Origin of the sequence: Pseudomonas sp. 9.1(2019), from assembly GCF_009910445.1 — a bacterium.
GTDB classification, from domain to species: Bacteria; Pseudomonadota; Gammaproteobacteria; order Pseudomonadales; family Pseudomonadaceae; genus Aquipseudomonas; species Aquipseudomonas paraversuta.
In genome coordinates this window covers 392,451-406,826 of the sequence record NZ_VBWF01000005.1, presented here as the reverse complement: position 1 = coordinate 406,826, position 14,376 = coordinate 392,451, and the positions used below count along the sequence as shown (strand labels likewise).

General features: G+C 56.3%; 12 protein-coding genes and 1 tRNA gene. 7 read left to right on the top strand and 6 right to left on the bottom strand.

Going from position 1 to position 14,376, the window contains the following annotated elements; genetic code table 11:
• Positions 1-39: 39 nt before the first annotated feature.
• From yajC to queA, 3 genes are read right to left on the bottom strand one after another with little or no spacing between them, the layout of a single operon-like run.
• The gene (yajC, locus tag FEZ21_RS07905) at positions 40-378 is read right to left on the bottom strand and encodes a preprotein translocase subunit YajC (RefSeq protein ID WP_003443398.1); all 339 of its coding nucleotides are present in this window, start codon (positions 376-378) and stop codon (positions 40-42) included.
• A 42-nt stretch (positions 379-420) separates the two neighbouring features.
• A complete protein-coding gene (gene tgt / locus FEZ21_RS07900) occupies positions 421-1,536 on the bottom strand; it encodes a tRNA guanosine(34) transglycosylase Tgt (protein WP_003443399.1) in 1,116 nt (371 codons plus the stop codon).
• A gap of 11 nt (positions 1,537-1,547) precedes the next feature.
• On the bottom strand, positions 1,548-2,609 hold the full coding sequence (gene queA, locus FEZ21_RS07895; RefSeq protein ID WP_003443400.1) for a tRNA preQ1(34) S-adenosylmethionine ribosyltransferase-isomerase QueA: 1,062 nt from the start codon (positions 2,607-2,609) through the stop codon (positions 1,548-1,550).
• Between the two features lie 106 nt (positions 2,610-2,715).
• Between queA and FEZ21_RS07890 the strand changes: the two genes are divergently transcribed.
• The 6 genes from FEZ21_RS07890 (at position 2,716) to FEZ21_RS07865 (ending at position 9,746) form a co-directional block, all read left to right on the top strand.
• Positions 2,716-2,800, top strand: a tRNA-Leu gene (locus FEZ21_RS07890).
• 1,194 nt (positions 2,801-3,994) lie between these two features.
• Positions 3,995-4,522 (top strand): fimbrial protein, encoded by a 528-nt coding sequence (locus FEZ21_RS07885; protein WP_003443401.1) that lies wholly within the window; start codon positions 3,995-3,997, stop codon positions 4,520-4,522.
• 59 nt (positions 4,523-4,581) lie between these two features.
• Positions 4,582-5,265, top strand: a complete 684-nt coding sequence (locus FEZ21_RS07880) for a molecular chaperone (RefSeq protein WP_127196105.1) — start codon at positions 4,582-4,584, stop codon at positions 5,263-5,265.
• 104 nt (positions 5,266-5,369) lie between these two features.
• Positions 5,370-7,907 carry a fimbria/pilus outer membrane usher protein gene (locus FEZ21_RS07875; RefSeq protein ID WP_238143952.1) on the top strand — a complete coding sequence of 846 codons (2,538 nt, stop codon included), beginning with the start codon at positions 5,370-5,372 and terminating at the stop codon, positions 7,905-7,907.
• Positions 7,908-7,918: 11 nt separating this feature from the next.
• Positions 7,919-8,959 (top strand): fimbrial protein, encoded by a 1,041-nt coding sequence (locus FEZ21_RS07870; protein ID WP_160626824.1) that lies wholly within the window; start codon positions 7,919-7,921, stop codon positions 8,957-8,959.
• 340 nt (positions 8,960-9,299) lie between these two features.
• On the top strand, positions 9,300-9,746 hold the full coding sequence (locus FEZ21_RS07865) for a hypothetical protein (protein WP_003443405.1): 447 nt from the start codon (positions 9,300-9,302) through the stop codon (positions 9,744-9,746).
• 66 nt (positions 9,747-9,812) lie between these two features.
• Here FEZ21_RS07865 and FEZ21_RS07860 read toward each other — a convergent pair whose 3' ends face one another.
• The gene (locus FEZ21_RS07860) at positions 9,813-10,514 is read right to left on the bottom strand and encodes a FadR/GntR family transcriptional regulator (protein WP_003443407.1); all 702 of its coding nucleotides are present in this window, start codon (positions 10,512-10,514) and stop codon (positions 9,813-9,815) included.
• 108 nt (positions 10,515-10,622) lie between these two features.
• Positions 10,623-11,936, bottom strand: a complete 1,314-nt coding sequence (locus FEZ21_RS07855; protein WP_160626822.1) for an L-fuconate dehydratase — start codon at positions 11,934-11,936, stop codon at positions 10,623-10,625.
• A 152-nt stretch (positions 11,937-12,088) separates the two neighbouring features.
• On the opposite strand from FEZ21_RS07855, the gene FEZ21_RS07850 reads away from it, so the two are divergent.
• Complete coding sequence (locus FEZ21_RS07850) at positions 12,089-13,045, top strand: LysR substrate-binding domain-containing protein (protein WP_160626820.1); 957 nt, start codon at positions 12,089-12,091, stop codon at positions 13,043-13,045.
• On the opposite strand, the gene FEZ21_RS07845 is transcribed toward FEZ21_RS07850, so the two are convergent.
• Positions 13,032-14,372, bottom strand: coding sequence for an MFS transporter (locus FEZ21_RS07845; RefSeq protein WP_003443425.1), 1,341 nt, complete (start codon positions 14,370-14,372; stop codon positions 13,032-13,034). The genes FEZ21_RS07850 and FEZ21_RS07845 overlap by 14 nt on opposite strands.
• Positions 14,373-14,376: the final 4 nt, after the last annotated feature.

The window sequence follows — 14,376 nt, the reverse complement described above, 5'->3', positions numbered from 1 at the left end:
GCGCCTTGCGCGCCCCGTCGATTGTTAAAAGTTGAAACTTTAGATCGCTTTCAGCGTGCCTTTAGGCAACGTGGCTGCAACAGAGCCTTTCTGAATTTTCAGTTCAACAGTGTCCGACACTTCAATCACAACGAACGCATCGGAAACTTTGACGATTTTGCCGGCGATGCCGCCAGTAGTTACGATCTCGTCACCTTTTTGCAGGTTACCCAACAGGGCTTTCTGCTCTTTGGCGCGCTTGGCCTGTGGACGCCAGATCATCAGATAGAAGATGACCAGGAAGCCGACCAGGAAAATCCATTCAAAACCGCCACCCATAGGGCCAGCAGCGGCAGGTGCAGCAGCGTCCGCGAAAGCGGAAGAGATGAAAAAGCTCATTAAGCACTCCAGTTGCAATGTTGTTTCTTAAAGGTCCGAAACTCAGTCCAAGGGCGGCACAGGCAGCCCGCGCTTGGCATAGAAGGCGTCGACAAAGGTGGCCAATGTACCCTGTTGAATAGACTCGCGCAAACCAGCCATGAGCACCTGATAGTGCCGCAAATTATGGATGGTATTGAGCATGCTCCCCAGCATTTCGCCGCACTTGTCCAGATGATGCAGATAAGCGCGGGAGAAGTTCTGGCACGTATAGCAGTCACAGGTCGGATCCAGCGGCGAATCATCATGGCGATGAAACGCGTTACGGATCTTGATTACACCGGTATCAATAAACAGATGCCCGTTGCGGGCATTGCGGGTTGGCATCACGCAATCGAACATGTCCACACCGCGGCGCACACCCTCAACCAGATCTTCCGGCTTGCCAACTCCCATAAGGTAACGAGGTTTGTCAGCAGGCATCATCCCGGGCAGGTAATCCAGCACCTTGATCATTTCGTGCTTGGGCTCGCCCACCGACAGACCGCCGATGGCCAGGCCATCAAAACCGATCTTGTTCAGGCCTTCGAGCGAACGCTCGCGCAGGTTCTGGTGCATGCCGCCCTGAACGATGCCGAACAAGGCCGCCGTGTTGTCACCATGGGCAATCTTGGAACGCTGGGCCCAGCGCAACGACAGCTCCATGGAAACCCGCGCCACGTCTTCATCGGCCGGGTACGGCGTGCACTCGTCAAAAATCATCACCACGTCGGAGCCCAGATCGCGCTGGACCTGCATCGACTCTTCCGGCCCCATGAACACCTTGGCGCCATCAACCGGCGAAGCAAAGGTCACGCCCTCTTCCTTGATCTTGCGCATGGCGCCCAGGCTGAACACCTGGAAACCACCCGAATCGGTCAGGATCGGACCTTGCCACTTCATGAAATCGTGCAGGTCGCCGTGCTTCTTGATCACTTCAGTGCCAGGACGCAACCACAGGTGAAAGGTGTTGCCCAGAATCATCTGCGCGCCGGTATCGACGATATCGCGCGGCAGCATCCCCTTGACCGTGCCGTAGGTACCGACCGGCATGAAGGCCGGGGTCTCGACCACACCGCGGGGAAAGGTCAGACGACCGCGACGAGCCTTGCCATCAGTGGCAAGCAGCTCGAAAGACATACGACAGTTGCTCATGCTTGATCCTCAGGGGCCGGGGCAGGAGCCGTCGGCGCAGGATTGCGGGTGATGAACATTGCATCACCGTAACTAAAGAAGCGGTACCCATGCTCAACCGCAGCCTTATAGGCCGCCATGGTTTCGGGATAACCGGCGAACGCCGAAACCAGCATCAGCAGCGTGGATTCTGGCAAATGGAAATTGGTCACCAGGGCATCGACCACATGGAACGGCCTGCCCGGGAAGATAAAGATATCGGTATCGCCACTGAACGGCTTGAGCACGCCATCGCGGGCAGCACTCTCCAGCGAACGGACGCTGGTCGTACCTACCGCAATCACCCGCCCGCCCCGTGCACGGCACGCCGCCACGGCATCCACCACATCCTGGCCGACTTCCAGCCATTCAGTGTGCATATGGTGATCTTCAAGACGCTCGACCCGCACCGGCTGGAACGTACCGGCACCTACGTGCAGGGTCACGAACGCAGTCTCGACGCCCTTGGCGGCAATCGCCTGCATCAACGGCTCATCGAAGTGCAGCCCCGCCGTCGGTGCCGCGACCGCACCGAGGCGCTCGGCGTACACCGTCTGATAGCGCTCGCGGTCCGAACCTTCATCCGGACGGTCGATATAAGGTGGCAGCGGCATATGCCCGACGCGGTCCAGCAGAGGCAAAACCTCCTCGGCAAAGCCCAGCTCGAACAACGCATCGTGGCGCGCCAGCATCTCGGCTTCGCCGCCGCCATCAATCAGGATTTTCGACCCTGGTTTCGGCGACTTGCTGGAGCGCACATGCGCCAGTACCCGATGACTGTCGAGCACCCGCTCAACCAGAATTTCCAGCTTGCCGCCCGAGGCCTTCTGGCCGAACAAGCGAGCAGGAATTACCCGGGTATTGTTAAACACCATCAGATCGCCCGGGCGTAAATGCTCAAGCAAATCAGTGAATTGACGATGTGCCAGTGCCCCGCTCTCCCCATCCAGGGTCAGCAGGCGACTGTTGCGGCGCTCCGCCAAAGGATGGCGTGCGATGAGTGAATCAGGGAGCTCGAAAGTAAAGTCAGCAACGCGCATGATAGGTTTCGTCTAGCAGGGCCGGGAAGTTTAACGGACTTAGTAAAAATAGACCAATAAGTTGTTGACCGACCTAAACCTCATCTCTATACTTCGCCGCCATTGAGCCCTGATGGCGGAATTGGTAGACGCGGCGGATTCAAAATCCGTTTTCGCAAGAAGTGGGAGTTCGAGTCTCCCTCGGGGCACCAAACAGCAGCAACTGCAAGTTTCTTACAGGACTTGCAGCACAGAGAAACCGGCCACCGAGCCGGTTTTTTTGTGCCTGACGATCTACCCCTGCCTGCCCCTATCCGCTGTACCCCCCTCCTCCCTATATCCCCAGCTGAATCCGCCAATCAAGTTCAAGCAGGACTCACACTGCTGTGCAGCGGCACCGAGCTCTGCGCCTGCGCCCTGTAGCGAGTCTTTGATCGACTCCACCATCGGGGGCCTATGCTGCCTGTTCATCGCTGACCACCGGGATGAAGCTGAACTCAGGTATCCGCGGACCCGGGCATCGAGGCGTTTCAGTTCGCACAAGTCACGGGCGTTGCGCACGCTTAATGCTGTTAGATCGGAGCGGGATAGAATCAATATATGTCGACCGTGATAAAAGCTTGTGGACTGTACCTGCGGAAAAAAAGAAGATGCACAGCGGCTCAATGAGCCTCACCCCTGAATGGCATTGATAACGCTGCCCTCTACGATGCAGCCAGGCTTGCGTGGCCAGGATTGATCCCGCGCCACTTGGCGTATTTCTGCAAGCCCCGTGAAAATCCGCGTAAATGCACCTAGGGTTAATCATCCAGCGCTGCATGTCTGGAGGGTTTATTGTCGGGCCGCGAAAAAAATATTGCCGTCCATTACCGCTCCTGAAAGCGATTAATCACTCAAACAAATTTTCAAAGCTGCCCATTTTTTGGCGATCCGGCACCTTGCAGGCAAATTGCACTATCGTTCCAACACCGCAGCTAATGCCTTATCCAGCATACGATTTTCTGTTTATCACGCTCATGCAATGTGGGATTTAAAAGAGTCTTAATTACAACTTCCCGATAAAAATTATTATCCAGCATTACATATAACGTCAAAAAAACGACAACCCCTCAAACAATCCGCAACTCTGCCATTGTATTGACACGACAGTTTGCCCCCGGTAATAATCTTCCCCGGTCATAAAACATGTTGATGCCATCAGCACACAGAAGTGTGTTATTCGACATTAAACGACCTCACACAGCGTAATCGATAGTTCCTGGAAGCAATGGCCCTTGCCATTGCTGAACGCGCTCGCATGGTGATTATTGGTTTTTCTGTGAATTCAATCACCGCTTAGTTACGAGTTTGTTCCGGGCAGTTCTGCTGGCTGTTTACTTGATTCTCTATTTGATGAGTAATAAAACATGAAAAAAATTCTAGTGTCCCTGGCTGCACTGAGCCTGTCCGTTACTGCTTACACTGCAGTGGCTGCAAGTGGCAATGTTGCCTTTACCGGTGAAATCGTACAGTCCACCTGTAAAGTTTCAGATCGTGACCAAAACAAGCAAGTTTACCTGGGCAAGTACCCGACTACAGCATTCCCGACTTCAGGCTCCACCAGCGGTGCCAAAGCGTTCGATATCAATCTGGAAAAGTGTGAAGCCGGTGATTACACCTTGCGCTTTGATGGCAACACCCCTGCCGGTCATCCTGAGTTGCTGGCCGTTACCGGCGGTGCAGCCGGTGTAGGTATTGAAGTCCTGGACCACAATGGCGCCACGCTGCCAATCAGCCAGGATGTTACCAGCCCGGCGCTGGTCACTGTTGCCGCTGACGGCGCCAACCCGGGTTCTGCCACATTCAACCTGCGCGCCCGCTACAAGTCCTACCAGGACGTGGTGACTGCCGGTCAGGCGAACTCGACCGCTACCTTCTCTATCGAATACAAGTAATTAAACCCGCTGGAGCATTACTGGCCAAGGACGGCCTATTTCCGAGCGCTGAAACCTTTATGAAAAAAGTACTCTTGTGTGCTTTGCTCGCCTGTTCCGCGAACACGTTTGCTGGCATTCAGGTGGACGCAACGCGGGTTATTTATAACAGTGAAAATCAATCGACATCTCTCTCTATCCATAATGACAGCGACGCGACCTATATGGTTCAAAGCTGGCTGGATACGGGGGATGCGAGTCGCGTACCGCAGAATATACCGATCATTGTGACACCCCCTATTTTAAAGCTGGCCCCGGATAAAGACGCCATTTTGCGCTTTATTTATTCAGGCGAAGGATTACCCCAGGATCGCGAATCGTTGTTCTGGATCAACGTACAGGAAATTCCGCCGGCGCCGAAACAGGAGAACGTGCTGCAAGTTGCGATTCGCACCCGGATTAAATTGTTTTATCGCCCTGAGGTGTTAAAAACCAACTTGCAGGCTGAGGCGCAAGCCTTGAAGTGGCAGCATCAAGGGCAGAAGTTAATCGTGACTAATAACGGCCCCCTGCACGTGACCCTGGGTGTATTGACGCTTAACCAGGGTAACAAGACCTGGAAAGTCAATGCCGACATGGTGAAACCTTACGACAGTTTGAATATAACACTGCCACCCGATGCTCAGTCCGCCAATGGCCTGTCGTTTACCTATATCAATAATTATGGTGGCCATACCGAGATTAAAAATGTCTCGTTAAATTGAGTCAGGTTATTCAGGGGATACACAAAGTGGTACACAACAAAACAGCAACGTCCACGCTGGCACGCAACACCAATATGGGTCACAGCGCAGGTTATTTTTTTATTGTGCCATTTTTGCTTTCTCCTGTTGCCATGGCCACCGAACAGTTCAATACCTCCTTTATCCGTGGCAACGACTCTATCGCCCAGGTCAGCGCTTTATCCGGCAGCGATGACATCCTTCCCGGACACTATCCGTTCGATATTTATTTGAATGGCCAGCGTGTTGACCATCGCGATGTCGAATTCAGGAAAGCGGCCCCGGACCAGCCCATAGTGCCGTGCCTGTCAGCACAGGACTACCAGGGCTATGGCATCAAACTCAGCGACCGCCAAGTGCAGGATGCCAGCGATTGCTTTGCCTTGAACCAGCAAGTTCCGGGCACAAAGCTGAACTATGACGCGGCACTGCAGCACCTGGATATCGATGTGCCGCAGCTGTATCTGGCGCCACGGGCACAAGGCTCCATTTCACCCAAGGTGTATGACCGTGGCATCAATGCCGGTTTTGTTAACTACAACTTCAACGGCAGCCATAACCGCTATGGCAATAATCAGGCAGACAAAACCTCTGATTACTCGTTCCTGAGCCTCAACAGCGGGGTCAATCTCGGCAACTGGCGTTTACGCAACAACTCGACGCTCAGCCAGCAATCGGGTGCGGGCTCCAGTTTCGATAACATTTCGACCTGGGCACAAACGGATATTGTGTCCTTGCGCAGCCGCCTGGTGATCGGTCAGACCAACACCGACAATAACGTTTTTGACAGTGTTCAATTCCGTGGCGTGCAGCTGTCCAGCGCCAATGACATGTTGCCCGAGAGCCTGCGCGGATATGCCCCGGTGGTACATGGCGTAGCGCTGACCAGTGCCCGGGTTGAAGTCCGGCAGAACGGTTACACCATCTACAGCACCAATGTGCCTCCTGGGCCCTTTGCCCTGACCGATATTTACCCGAGCACCTTGAGCGGCAATCTGGATGTCACGGTCATTGAAGCCAATGGCTCCAGAAGCAGTTTCAGCCTGCCCTTTTCTTCAGTACCCAATATGTTGCGGGAGGGGATCTGGGACTATCAGCTGACAGCGGGCAAGTATCACGATGGCACCACCCGCTATAAGCCCAACTTTGTACAAGGCACCTTGTCCGCCGGGATGGCGTACGACATCACGCCCTACGGCGGCCTGATGATGGCGCAGAACTATCGTTCGGCCGTCGCCGGCCTGGGTAAAAACCTGGGTAACTGGGGCGCCGTGTCGGTCGACGCGTCTTTTTCCGATACCGACCTGGCCAGTGGTGACAGCAAGCAGGGGCAGAGCGTGCGCTTCCTGTACTCCAAGTCGCTGAACAACCTGGGCACTGAGTTTCGCATAGCCGGCTACCGTTACTCGACCTCGGGTTATTACGATTTCACTGATGCCGTTGCCGAACGCGACCGTTATGAAAACGGGGCTTACCGCAACGAGTACTACGACGAAAACGACAATGACAATCTGGGCGTTCCGGGTTGGGCCGAGTCCCGTCGCCGCACCTATTACACCGATACTTTCGGCAATAAACGCCAGCGTGTGGAACTGTCGGTCAATCAGCGCCTTGGGGGCAGTTCGACCCTGTATGCCAACCTGAGCAACCAGTCTTACTGGGGCGGCAGCGGTGAGGATCGAACCCTGCAAGCGGGCTTTAACAGCAGCTACAAAAACACCAGCTATGGGGTTTTTTATCAGGACAGCCGCAGTAACTATGGCTACAAGGACCGCAGCCTCAACCTGACCGTCTCGATTCCGTTCAGCTTTTTGCGCAAGGAATCGTCCGACATGAATGCCAGTTTCAGTGTCGGTCACAGCAAGCAGTCGGGTAACACCTACAGCACTGGCCTGAGTGGTTCTGCACTGGACGACAACCGGCTCAATTACGTGGTGCAGACCGGACACGACGAATACTCCGGGCAGACGTCCTCGGCCAACATCGGCTATCAGGGGAGCAAGGGCCTGATCAACGCGGGTTACAGCTACAGCAACGAATATCAGCAAACTTCGCTGGGTGTGTCCGGCGGCATCGTCGCCCACCCGGGAGGGATCACGCTGACCCAACCGCTGCAGAACACCTTCGTGTTGATTGAAGCCGAAGATGCCAAGGGCGTGCGTCTGGAAAACCAGCCCGGCGTGGCGATCGACGGCTCCGGGTATGCGGTCATGACCTCTGCCACCCCGTATCGCCACAACCGTGTTGCGCTGCGCACCGAAGACATTGGCAGTGGCCTGGATATTCCCCTGGCCTCCAAAGATGTAGTGCCCACACGTGGCGCCATTTCCCATGTGAAGTTTGAAACCCATACCGGCCAAAGCCTGCTGGTACACAGCAAGATCAATGACGCTGACTCCCCGCCCCTGGGCGCCAGTATTTTCAGCGCGTCAGGCAAGAACAGCGGCACCGTGGGCACCAACGGAGATATTTACATCTCGGGTGCCTCTGCAGGTGACCGGTTGATGGTCAAGTGGGGAGAAGACCCAAGCGAAAGTTGCTCGTTACAGGTGCCTGAGTTGAAACCCATGGGCGAAAAGGCCACGGGCTATCAAGAACTTTCGCTGGTCTGCGTAACACCATAAAAGGAAAGTCCATGTTTTTCTTGTTGAAGCATAACCGTCCGGGGCTCGCTGCCGGATTGATGATCATGTTGGGACTGTTCTCGCAGAGCAGCCATGCCTTGTCATGTAAAGAAAACGGCAATATTCGCCAGGATATTGTGCTGGCCCAGTTAATCAGGGTCTCGACTGCCAATACAGCAGCGGGCGCCTTGTTGTGGCGTTCCCCGACATTCACTTCAACTTTCCAGTGTACGGATGACCGAAACAAACCCGCCGGGGAAAATGCCTATCTGTATTGGGACCCTAAAATGAATTTGAAGAATATTCATAATTCAATTGAAGTCGGGGTCAACTACAACAGCATCGATTACAAATTGGTCAATTCCGCGAGACAGGATGTCGGCCCCGGAACCCGCTGCCGCAAACAGGGCAGCCGATGTTTATCCCCGGCACAGTCGCTCAGTATTACCGTGTCGTATTCAATCTATATCAAGGCCACGGGAGCACCGCCGCCTGCGGGCGGCAAGATCACCAACACCGGTGCTTATTCCTTGTTTCAGGTCGACGGTGTAGGCGGGCTTAATAATGTCGCCGACAGTAACTTCAACGCTTATATTTCCGGGTTGGGCAATATCCGTTTCATCTCCTGCAATCCGAAAATAACGGTCAGTGCCAATAATGGCTCGGCGGTAAACTTTGGCAGCATCCCGCGGCAGAATGCGCGGGTCGGCTTTATAGAGAAACAGGTGCCCTTTTCCGTGACTGCCGACACCTCGGGCCCGGAGAGTGGTCAGGACTGCCAGGGCCAGGTATTGAACGCCAGTTTCAGCTCGACTTACCCCGTGCAGGACACCACGACCATTCTGCCGACCAGCGACAGCGGCTTCGGAATTTTACTGTCACAACAAGACACGCCGTTGACCTTCATCCCCATGAATACCCCCGTGGAAATGGGACTGGTGAATGGCTCCAGCGTCAGGAAAAACTTTCTGGCGAGCTTGAAATGGCTCAATACCAATCCGAAAGTCGGCCCCTTTCGAGCCTCTGCGAATATTGATGTTACCTTTAAATAAGCCATTGAACCCTGCGCCTCAGACAGGTAACTACAGTGACTCGACCCGTTCAAGAAAAATGGATAGGTTTGGATTAACTATTTGGCTTAAGTTATAGTAGTCAAGTCTAAAACCGGACAACCGTTATAAAAATAGAACTGAAATCAGCCCCCTTGCACGGGCATGGGCGATACCGATAACACTGATTTAACTATATTTTAAACCGACTATTAAACTCGATAGTTTAAGGGTTGGTGACGGCTGCTTATCGGCTTTAGCAACGGACTTTTCTAACCCGCGACGCCAATAAAAACAATGTTGCCTTAGGAATATACCCCACACTCAAGGAGGAAGAAGCACCATGAATACCAGCCCTGCATTTAACGTTGAACCTGCTGACAAACTCGAATTGAGTATTCCGCAGAACCTCTATGAATCGCTGGCTTTTCTGGCCGCCCGCCATGACCGCAGTATCAACGGCGAAATCAAACAAGCCTGGGTGCAATGGACCGACCAGTTGTCTGACCTCAAGGTGATACTGGCACTTTTAACATCCCGTTATGGCAATGAACATAAAGCCGAGGTCACTCGTATTGATCTGCGCACCCCGCCCGACAACATCAAACATCTGCCCTGCAAGTTTAAAAAAGGACAAGTCCATCAAATAAATGAACAAGCCAATATTTTAAGGGTGTCCATGAACTCAGTCATTCTGAAGGCATTGGCATGGTGGGTTAATACCTGGAGACAGGTCGATCGTCTGAATGCTGGCGCAGGGTCCGGTTCCCAACCCTATCCGTGCTGGTAACGAGGAACGCTCACAACCAGCATGGGGGACTCAAGTAACCACCGGGCAAACCCTGGAAGTGCCTGCTTACTCCGCCTCCAGCGCCACCAGCCAGCGCGCTTCGGAGCGCAGCAGATGCTGGCGCATGGCTGTCTGGGCAGCGATCACGTCTTTGCATTCCAGTGCCCGCAGGATCGCCTGGTGTTCGATCACCGCGGCGTCCCAGGTGCCTGGGTTTTCCAGATGCTCGCTGAGGTGCGATGAGATCGGGCTGTGGCGCTCATCGAACAGCGAGGTGATGATCCGCACCAACGCCGAGTTGCCGGTCATTTTTGCCAGCCGATGGTGAAACTTGCGGTCGTCAGCCAGGGGCGGACGATTGGCTTCGATGCTCGCGCGCATGGCATCGATGCAGTCCTGCAGGTAGCGATAATCGCTTTTTTTCCCGTGCAGGCACGCCAGCACCACGGCTTCGCCTTCGATCAGCGCCCGGGCCTGCATCAACTCGTTGGGGCTCTCGCCGAGGGTTACGGTGCGTGTGCCACCCTCTTGCAGGCGCGCAGCCACATAGACCCCGGAACCCATCCTGATTTCGATACTGCCTTCGATTTCCAGGGCAATCAGCGCCTCGCGCAGCGACGGCCGCGACACCCCCAGCAACTGGGTCAGATCGCGCTCGGGAGGCAAGCGCGAGCCGACCTTGAAGTCGCCCTGGACGATGTATTCACGCAGCCGGTCGGCGATTTTCTGATAGAGCTTGCGCTCTGAAGGAGGATACGAGGAGACCATCGAGGCAGAGTCCGGGAAATGATGCCAAAGGCTATCACACAGCCCGCTGCGGGCAGCAGAAACCTCGCCGCCAGCCTGACAGTCATTTCCCGGCATTGGGTACAGAGCCTATTGCTGGTCTTGCCACTGCGGACCATTGGGGTATTCAAAGTGCTCCAGCGAGGACTCCTTCATGGTCACGCTGTACCCCGGCTGTTGTGGCGGCATGTAGCGCCCGCGGCGGATCACGATCGGCTCGAGAAAGTTTTCGTGCAGGTGGTCGACATACTCCAGTACCCGCTTTTCCAGGGACGCCGACACCGCTATGTAATCGAACAGCACAATGTTCTGCGAGTACTGGCACAGGCCGACGCCGCCGCCATGGGGGCATACCGGAACGCCGAATTTGGCCGCCATCAGCACCACCGCCAGCACTTCGTTCAGGCCCCCCAGACGCGCCGGATCGAGCTGGCAAAAATCCATGGCAGCGGCCTGGAAGAACTGCTTGAACATCACCCGGTTGTGCGCGTGCTCGCCGGTGGCGATACCGATCGGATGGATACGCTGGCGAATCGCTGCGTGGCCAAGCACATCGTCGGGGCTGGTGGGTTCTTCAATCCACCAGGGATCGAATTCGGCCAGCCGCCGCATGTTGGTCACCGCCTGATCCACGTCCCACGTCTGGTTGGCGTCCATCATCAACTTGCGATCCCAGCCCAGCTCTTCACGCAGGATTTGCGCGCGGCGCATGTCCTGCTCGATATCGGCCCCGACCTTTTGCTTGAGATGCGTCCAGCCGGCCTCGACCGCTTCACGGGCCAGGCGGCGCATTTTCTCTTCGGAGTAACCGAGCCAGCCGGCGGCGGTGGTGTAACCGGGGTAGCCCTCATCCAGCATTTGCTGTTCGCGCGCGGCCTTGCCCGGCGCCGCCCGACGCAACATTGCGATGGCTTCCTGGGGCGTCAGCGCGTCGGTAATAAAGGTGAAGTCGACACAGCGCACCAGCTCTTCGGGACTCATGTCCACCAGCAGTTTCCAGACCGGCTTGCCCTCCTTCTTCGCCCACAGGTCCCACAGCGCGTTGATGATGGCCGCGGTCGCCAGATGCACCACGCCCTTTTCCGGGCCGACCCAGCGCAGCTGGCAGTCACCGGCAACGATTTCATGCCAGTAGGCGCCAAAGTTGTCGGTGATGCTTTCCAGGGTGCGGCCGGTGACAAACAATTTGGCCAGGGCCTTGACCGCTTCGACGCATAAATCGTTGCCGCGACCGATGGTGAAGGTCAGCCCGTGGCCTTGCAGGCCATCGTCCGAATCCGTGTGCAAGGTGACATAGGTCGCGGAGTAGTCGGACGTCGAGTTCATCGCATCCGAGCCGTCCATGCTCTTGGAGGTGGGGAAGCGAATGTCACGTACAGCGACCTGGGTAATGAGGGTAGACATGGGGTTATCCTGAAATTGAAGCCGGCTGCGCCGTTGCCGCTGGCAGCAGGCTTATTCATGTTATTTTCGTGCCGCTGGCGCAGTCTGTCCTGCGCTGCCAGTACGCGAAATTGAATGTTTCGACTACACCGATCACCTCAGGTAATAGCCCCATGATCAACTCCCTCGAGCAGTTGCGCAGCCGCCTGCGAATGCGCCATTTGCAGTTGCTGTTTGTGGTGTCTGAACAAGGCTCATTGCGCAAGACCGCGCAAATCATGGCGCTGACCCAGCCAGCGGTGACCAAGGCACTGCACGAACTCGAGAACCTGGTGGGCGAGGCATTGTTTACCCGCACCCATCAGGGCTTGCTGCCAAACAAGCTGGGGGAGGCGGCGATTCGTTATGCACAACTGGTGTTCGCCGATCTCAGCGGCCTGCACGAAGAAATGAGCGCACTGCAATCGGGCAACCTCGGAACCCTGCGCCTGGGCGCCATGGGCTCGCTGGCGGGCGACCTGCTGCCAAGGGCCCTGGCGCAATTGACCCGGCGTCACCCCAAGCTGAACATCACAGTGGTGATCGATACCAGCGACGTACTGCTGCAGGCCCTGAGTCTCGACCAGCTGGACCTGGTCGTGGCCCGTGTCGCCCAGGGCAGGCCCACCGACGAACTGAATTTCGAGGAGTTCGATGAGGAGCTGATTCAGATCGTCGCGCGCACCGGCCATCCGTTGCAGCACAGCACCGGGCTGAACCTGGAGACACTCGCCCGCTATCCCTGGATCGTGCAATCGCAGCCGGCACCGCTGCGGGAAATCTACCAGCAGATTTTCCGCCAGGCCCAGTTGCAGGCACCCGCCAGCCAGCTCGAAACAGCCTCGACGATGCTGACCGTGGCGCTGCTCCAGCAGACCGACATGATTACCTTGATGCCGCTGTCGCTGGTCGAGTACTACAGCAAGCTGGGGGTGCTGGCAGCGCTGCCGGTCGCGGTTTCGGCGCGCCTGATGCCATTCGGCCTGATCAGCCGCAAGGGCCGGGTACCCACTGCGGCCATGGAGGTGGTCAAGGCCGAGCTGCGGGTGCAGGCCGGCCTTGAAGGTCAAGGCGTGATTACGAGCGACTAGATGTCAGATCCGCCGGCGCCGGGTAAGTCGCTACCCGGGACGGAGTGCGCTTCAACAACATCAGCAACAACACGCTGACAAAACACAGCGCCGCCACCACCTGGAAGCCGGTGCTGCTGGTCCCCGTCACGCTATCGGCATAGGCCTTGATCTGCGGCGAAACAAAGCCGCCCAGATTGCCAATGGAAATGATAAAGGCGATCCCGGTGGCCGCACTGGTGCCGCCCAGATGGCGGGTCGGCAGACTCCAGAACACCGGCTGGCTGGCCACCAGCCCGGGAATGGCGATACAGAACGCCAGCAGGGTCAGCACCGGCGTATTGATCACCGAAATCGACGCGAAGGCCAGCGTGCCTACGGCAAGCATGCAGGTGGCAACCAGCCGGTGGTTGTTGTGCTTGTCGGCGTACACCGTGGCAATGCGCATGGCGACAATGGTGCACAGCCAGGGAATCATCAGTAGCAGCCCGACCGAGGTGTTGACGTGACCGTCCAGGGTCGAAGCCAGTTTGGCCGGCAGGTAGAACGCCAGGGGGGCGTTGCCGATCTGCACGCAGAAGTAGATGGCGATAAACATCAGCACGCGCTTGTCTTTGAGTACACCAAAAATCGAGCTGTGGCTGCTGCAGCCTTTCTCCTTTTCCTCGGCTTCGATGACGGTGTTCATGGCGTGCTTCTCTTCGGCGCTGAGCCATTTGGCATCGCCGGGACGGCTCGCCAGATAGAAGAACGCAATCACCCCGACCACCGAGGCGGCCAGGCCTTCAACCACGAACATCCACTGCCAGTTGGCCAGACCGAACGGGTTGTGGGTATCGAGGATAAAGCCCGATAGCGGACTGCCGATCAACATCGCTACCGGCACCCCGAAGTAGAACAGGCCAATGGCCCGCGAGCGTTGTTTGGCCGGGAACCAGTAGGTCAGGTACAGGATGATCCCGGGCATGAACCCGGCTTCAGAAACCCCCAGCAAAAAGCGGATCACGTAGAACGAAGTTTCGCTGTTGGCGAACATCATCGACGCCGAGACCAGCCCCCAGGTGACCATGATTCGCGCCATCCACACTCGCGCGCCAACGCGCTGCAGGATCAGGTTGCTGGGCACTTCAAACAGCGCATAGCCGATAAAAAAGATCCCCGCCCCCAGGGCAAAGGCCGCGTCGCCGATACCGGTGTCGGCCTGATAGGCAATCTTGGCAAAGCCGACGTTGGCCCGGTCGATAAATGCCAGTGCGTACATCAGTGCGAGAAACGGCAAGAGCCGGATAGCGGCTTTCTTTACACCACTCGCCAGCGCGGGCGAGTCATACAGGTCTTGATAACTCATGGAG

Coding starts and splice junctions, on each gene's coding strand:
- FEZ21_RS07885 (WP_003443401.1), top strand. CDS start 3,995: ATGAAAAAAATTCTAGTGTCCCTGGCTGCACTGAGCCTGTCCGTTACT.
- FEZ21_RS07880 (WP_127196105.1), top strand. CDS start 4,582: ATGAAAAAAGTACTCTTGTGTGCTTTGCTCGCCTGTTCCGCGAACACG.
- yajC (WP_003443398.1), bottom strand. CDS start 378: ATGAGCTTTTTCATCTCTTCCGCTTTCGCGGACGCTGCTGCACCTGCC.
- FEZ21_RS07845 (WP_003443425.1), bottom strand. CDS start 14,372: ATGAGTTATCAAGACCTGTATGACTCGCCCGCGCTGGCGAGTGGTGTA.
- FEZ21_RS07860 (WP_003443407.1), bottom strand. CDS start 10,514: ATGGTCTCCTCGTATCCTCCTTCAGAGCGCAAGCTCTATCAGAAAATC.
- FEZ21_RS07865 (WP_003443405.1), top strand. CDS start 9,300: ATGAATACCAGCCCTGCATTTAACGTTGAACCTGCTGACAAACTCGAA.
- tgt (WP_003443399.1), bottom strand. CDS start 1,536: ATGTCTTTCGAGCTGCTTGCCACTGATGGCAAGGCTCGTCGCGGTCGT.
- queA (WP_003443400.1), bottom strand. CDS start 2,609: ATGCGCGTTGCTGACTTTACTTTCGAGCTCCCTGATTCACTCATCGCA.
- FEZ21_RS07870 (WP_160626824.1), top strand. CDS start 7,919: ATGTTTTTCTTGTTGAAGCATAACCGTCCGGGGCTCGCTGCCGGATTG.
- FEZ21_RS07855 (WP_160626822.1), bottom strand. CDS start 11,936: ATGTCTACCCTCATTACCCAGGTCGCTGTACGTGACATTCGCTTCCCC.
- FEZ21_RS07850 (WP_160626820.1), top strand. CDS start 12,089: ATGATCAACTCCCTCGAGCAGTTGCGCAGCCGCCTGCGAATGCGCCAT.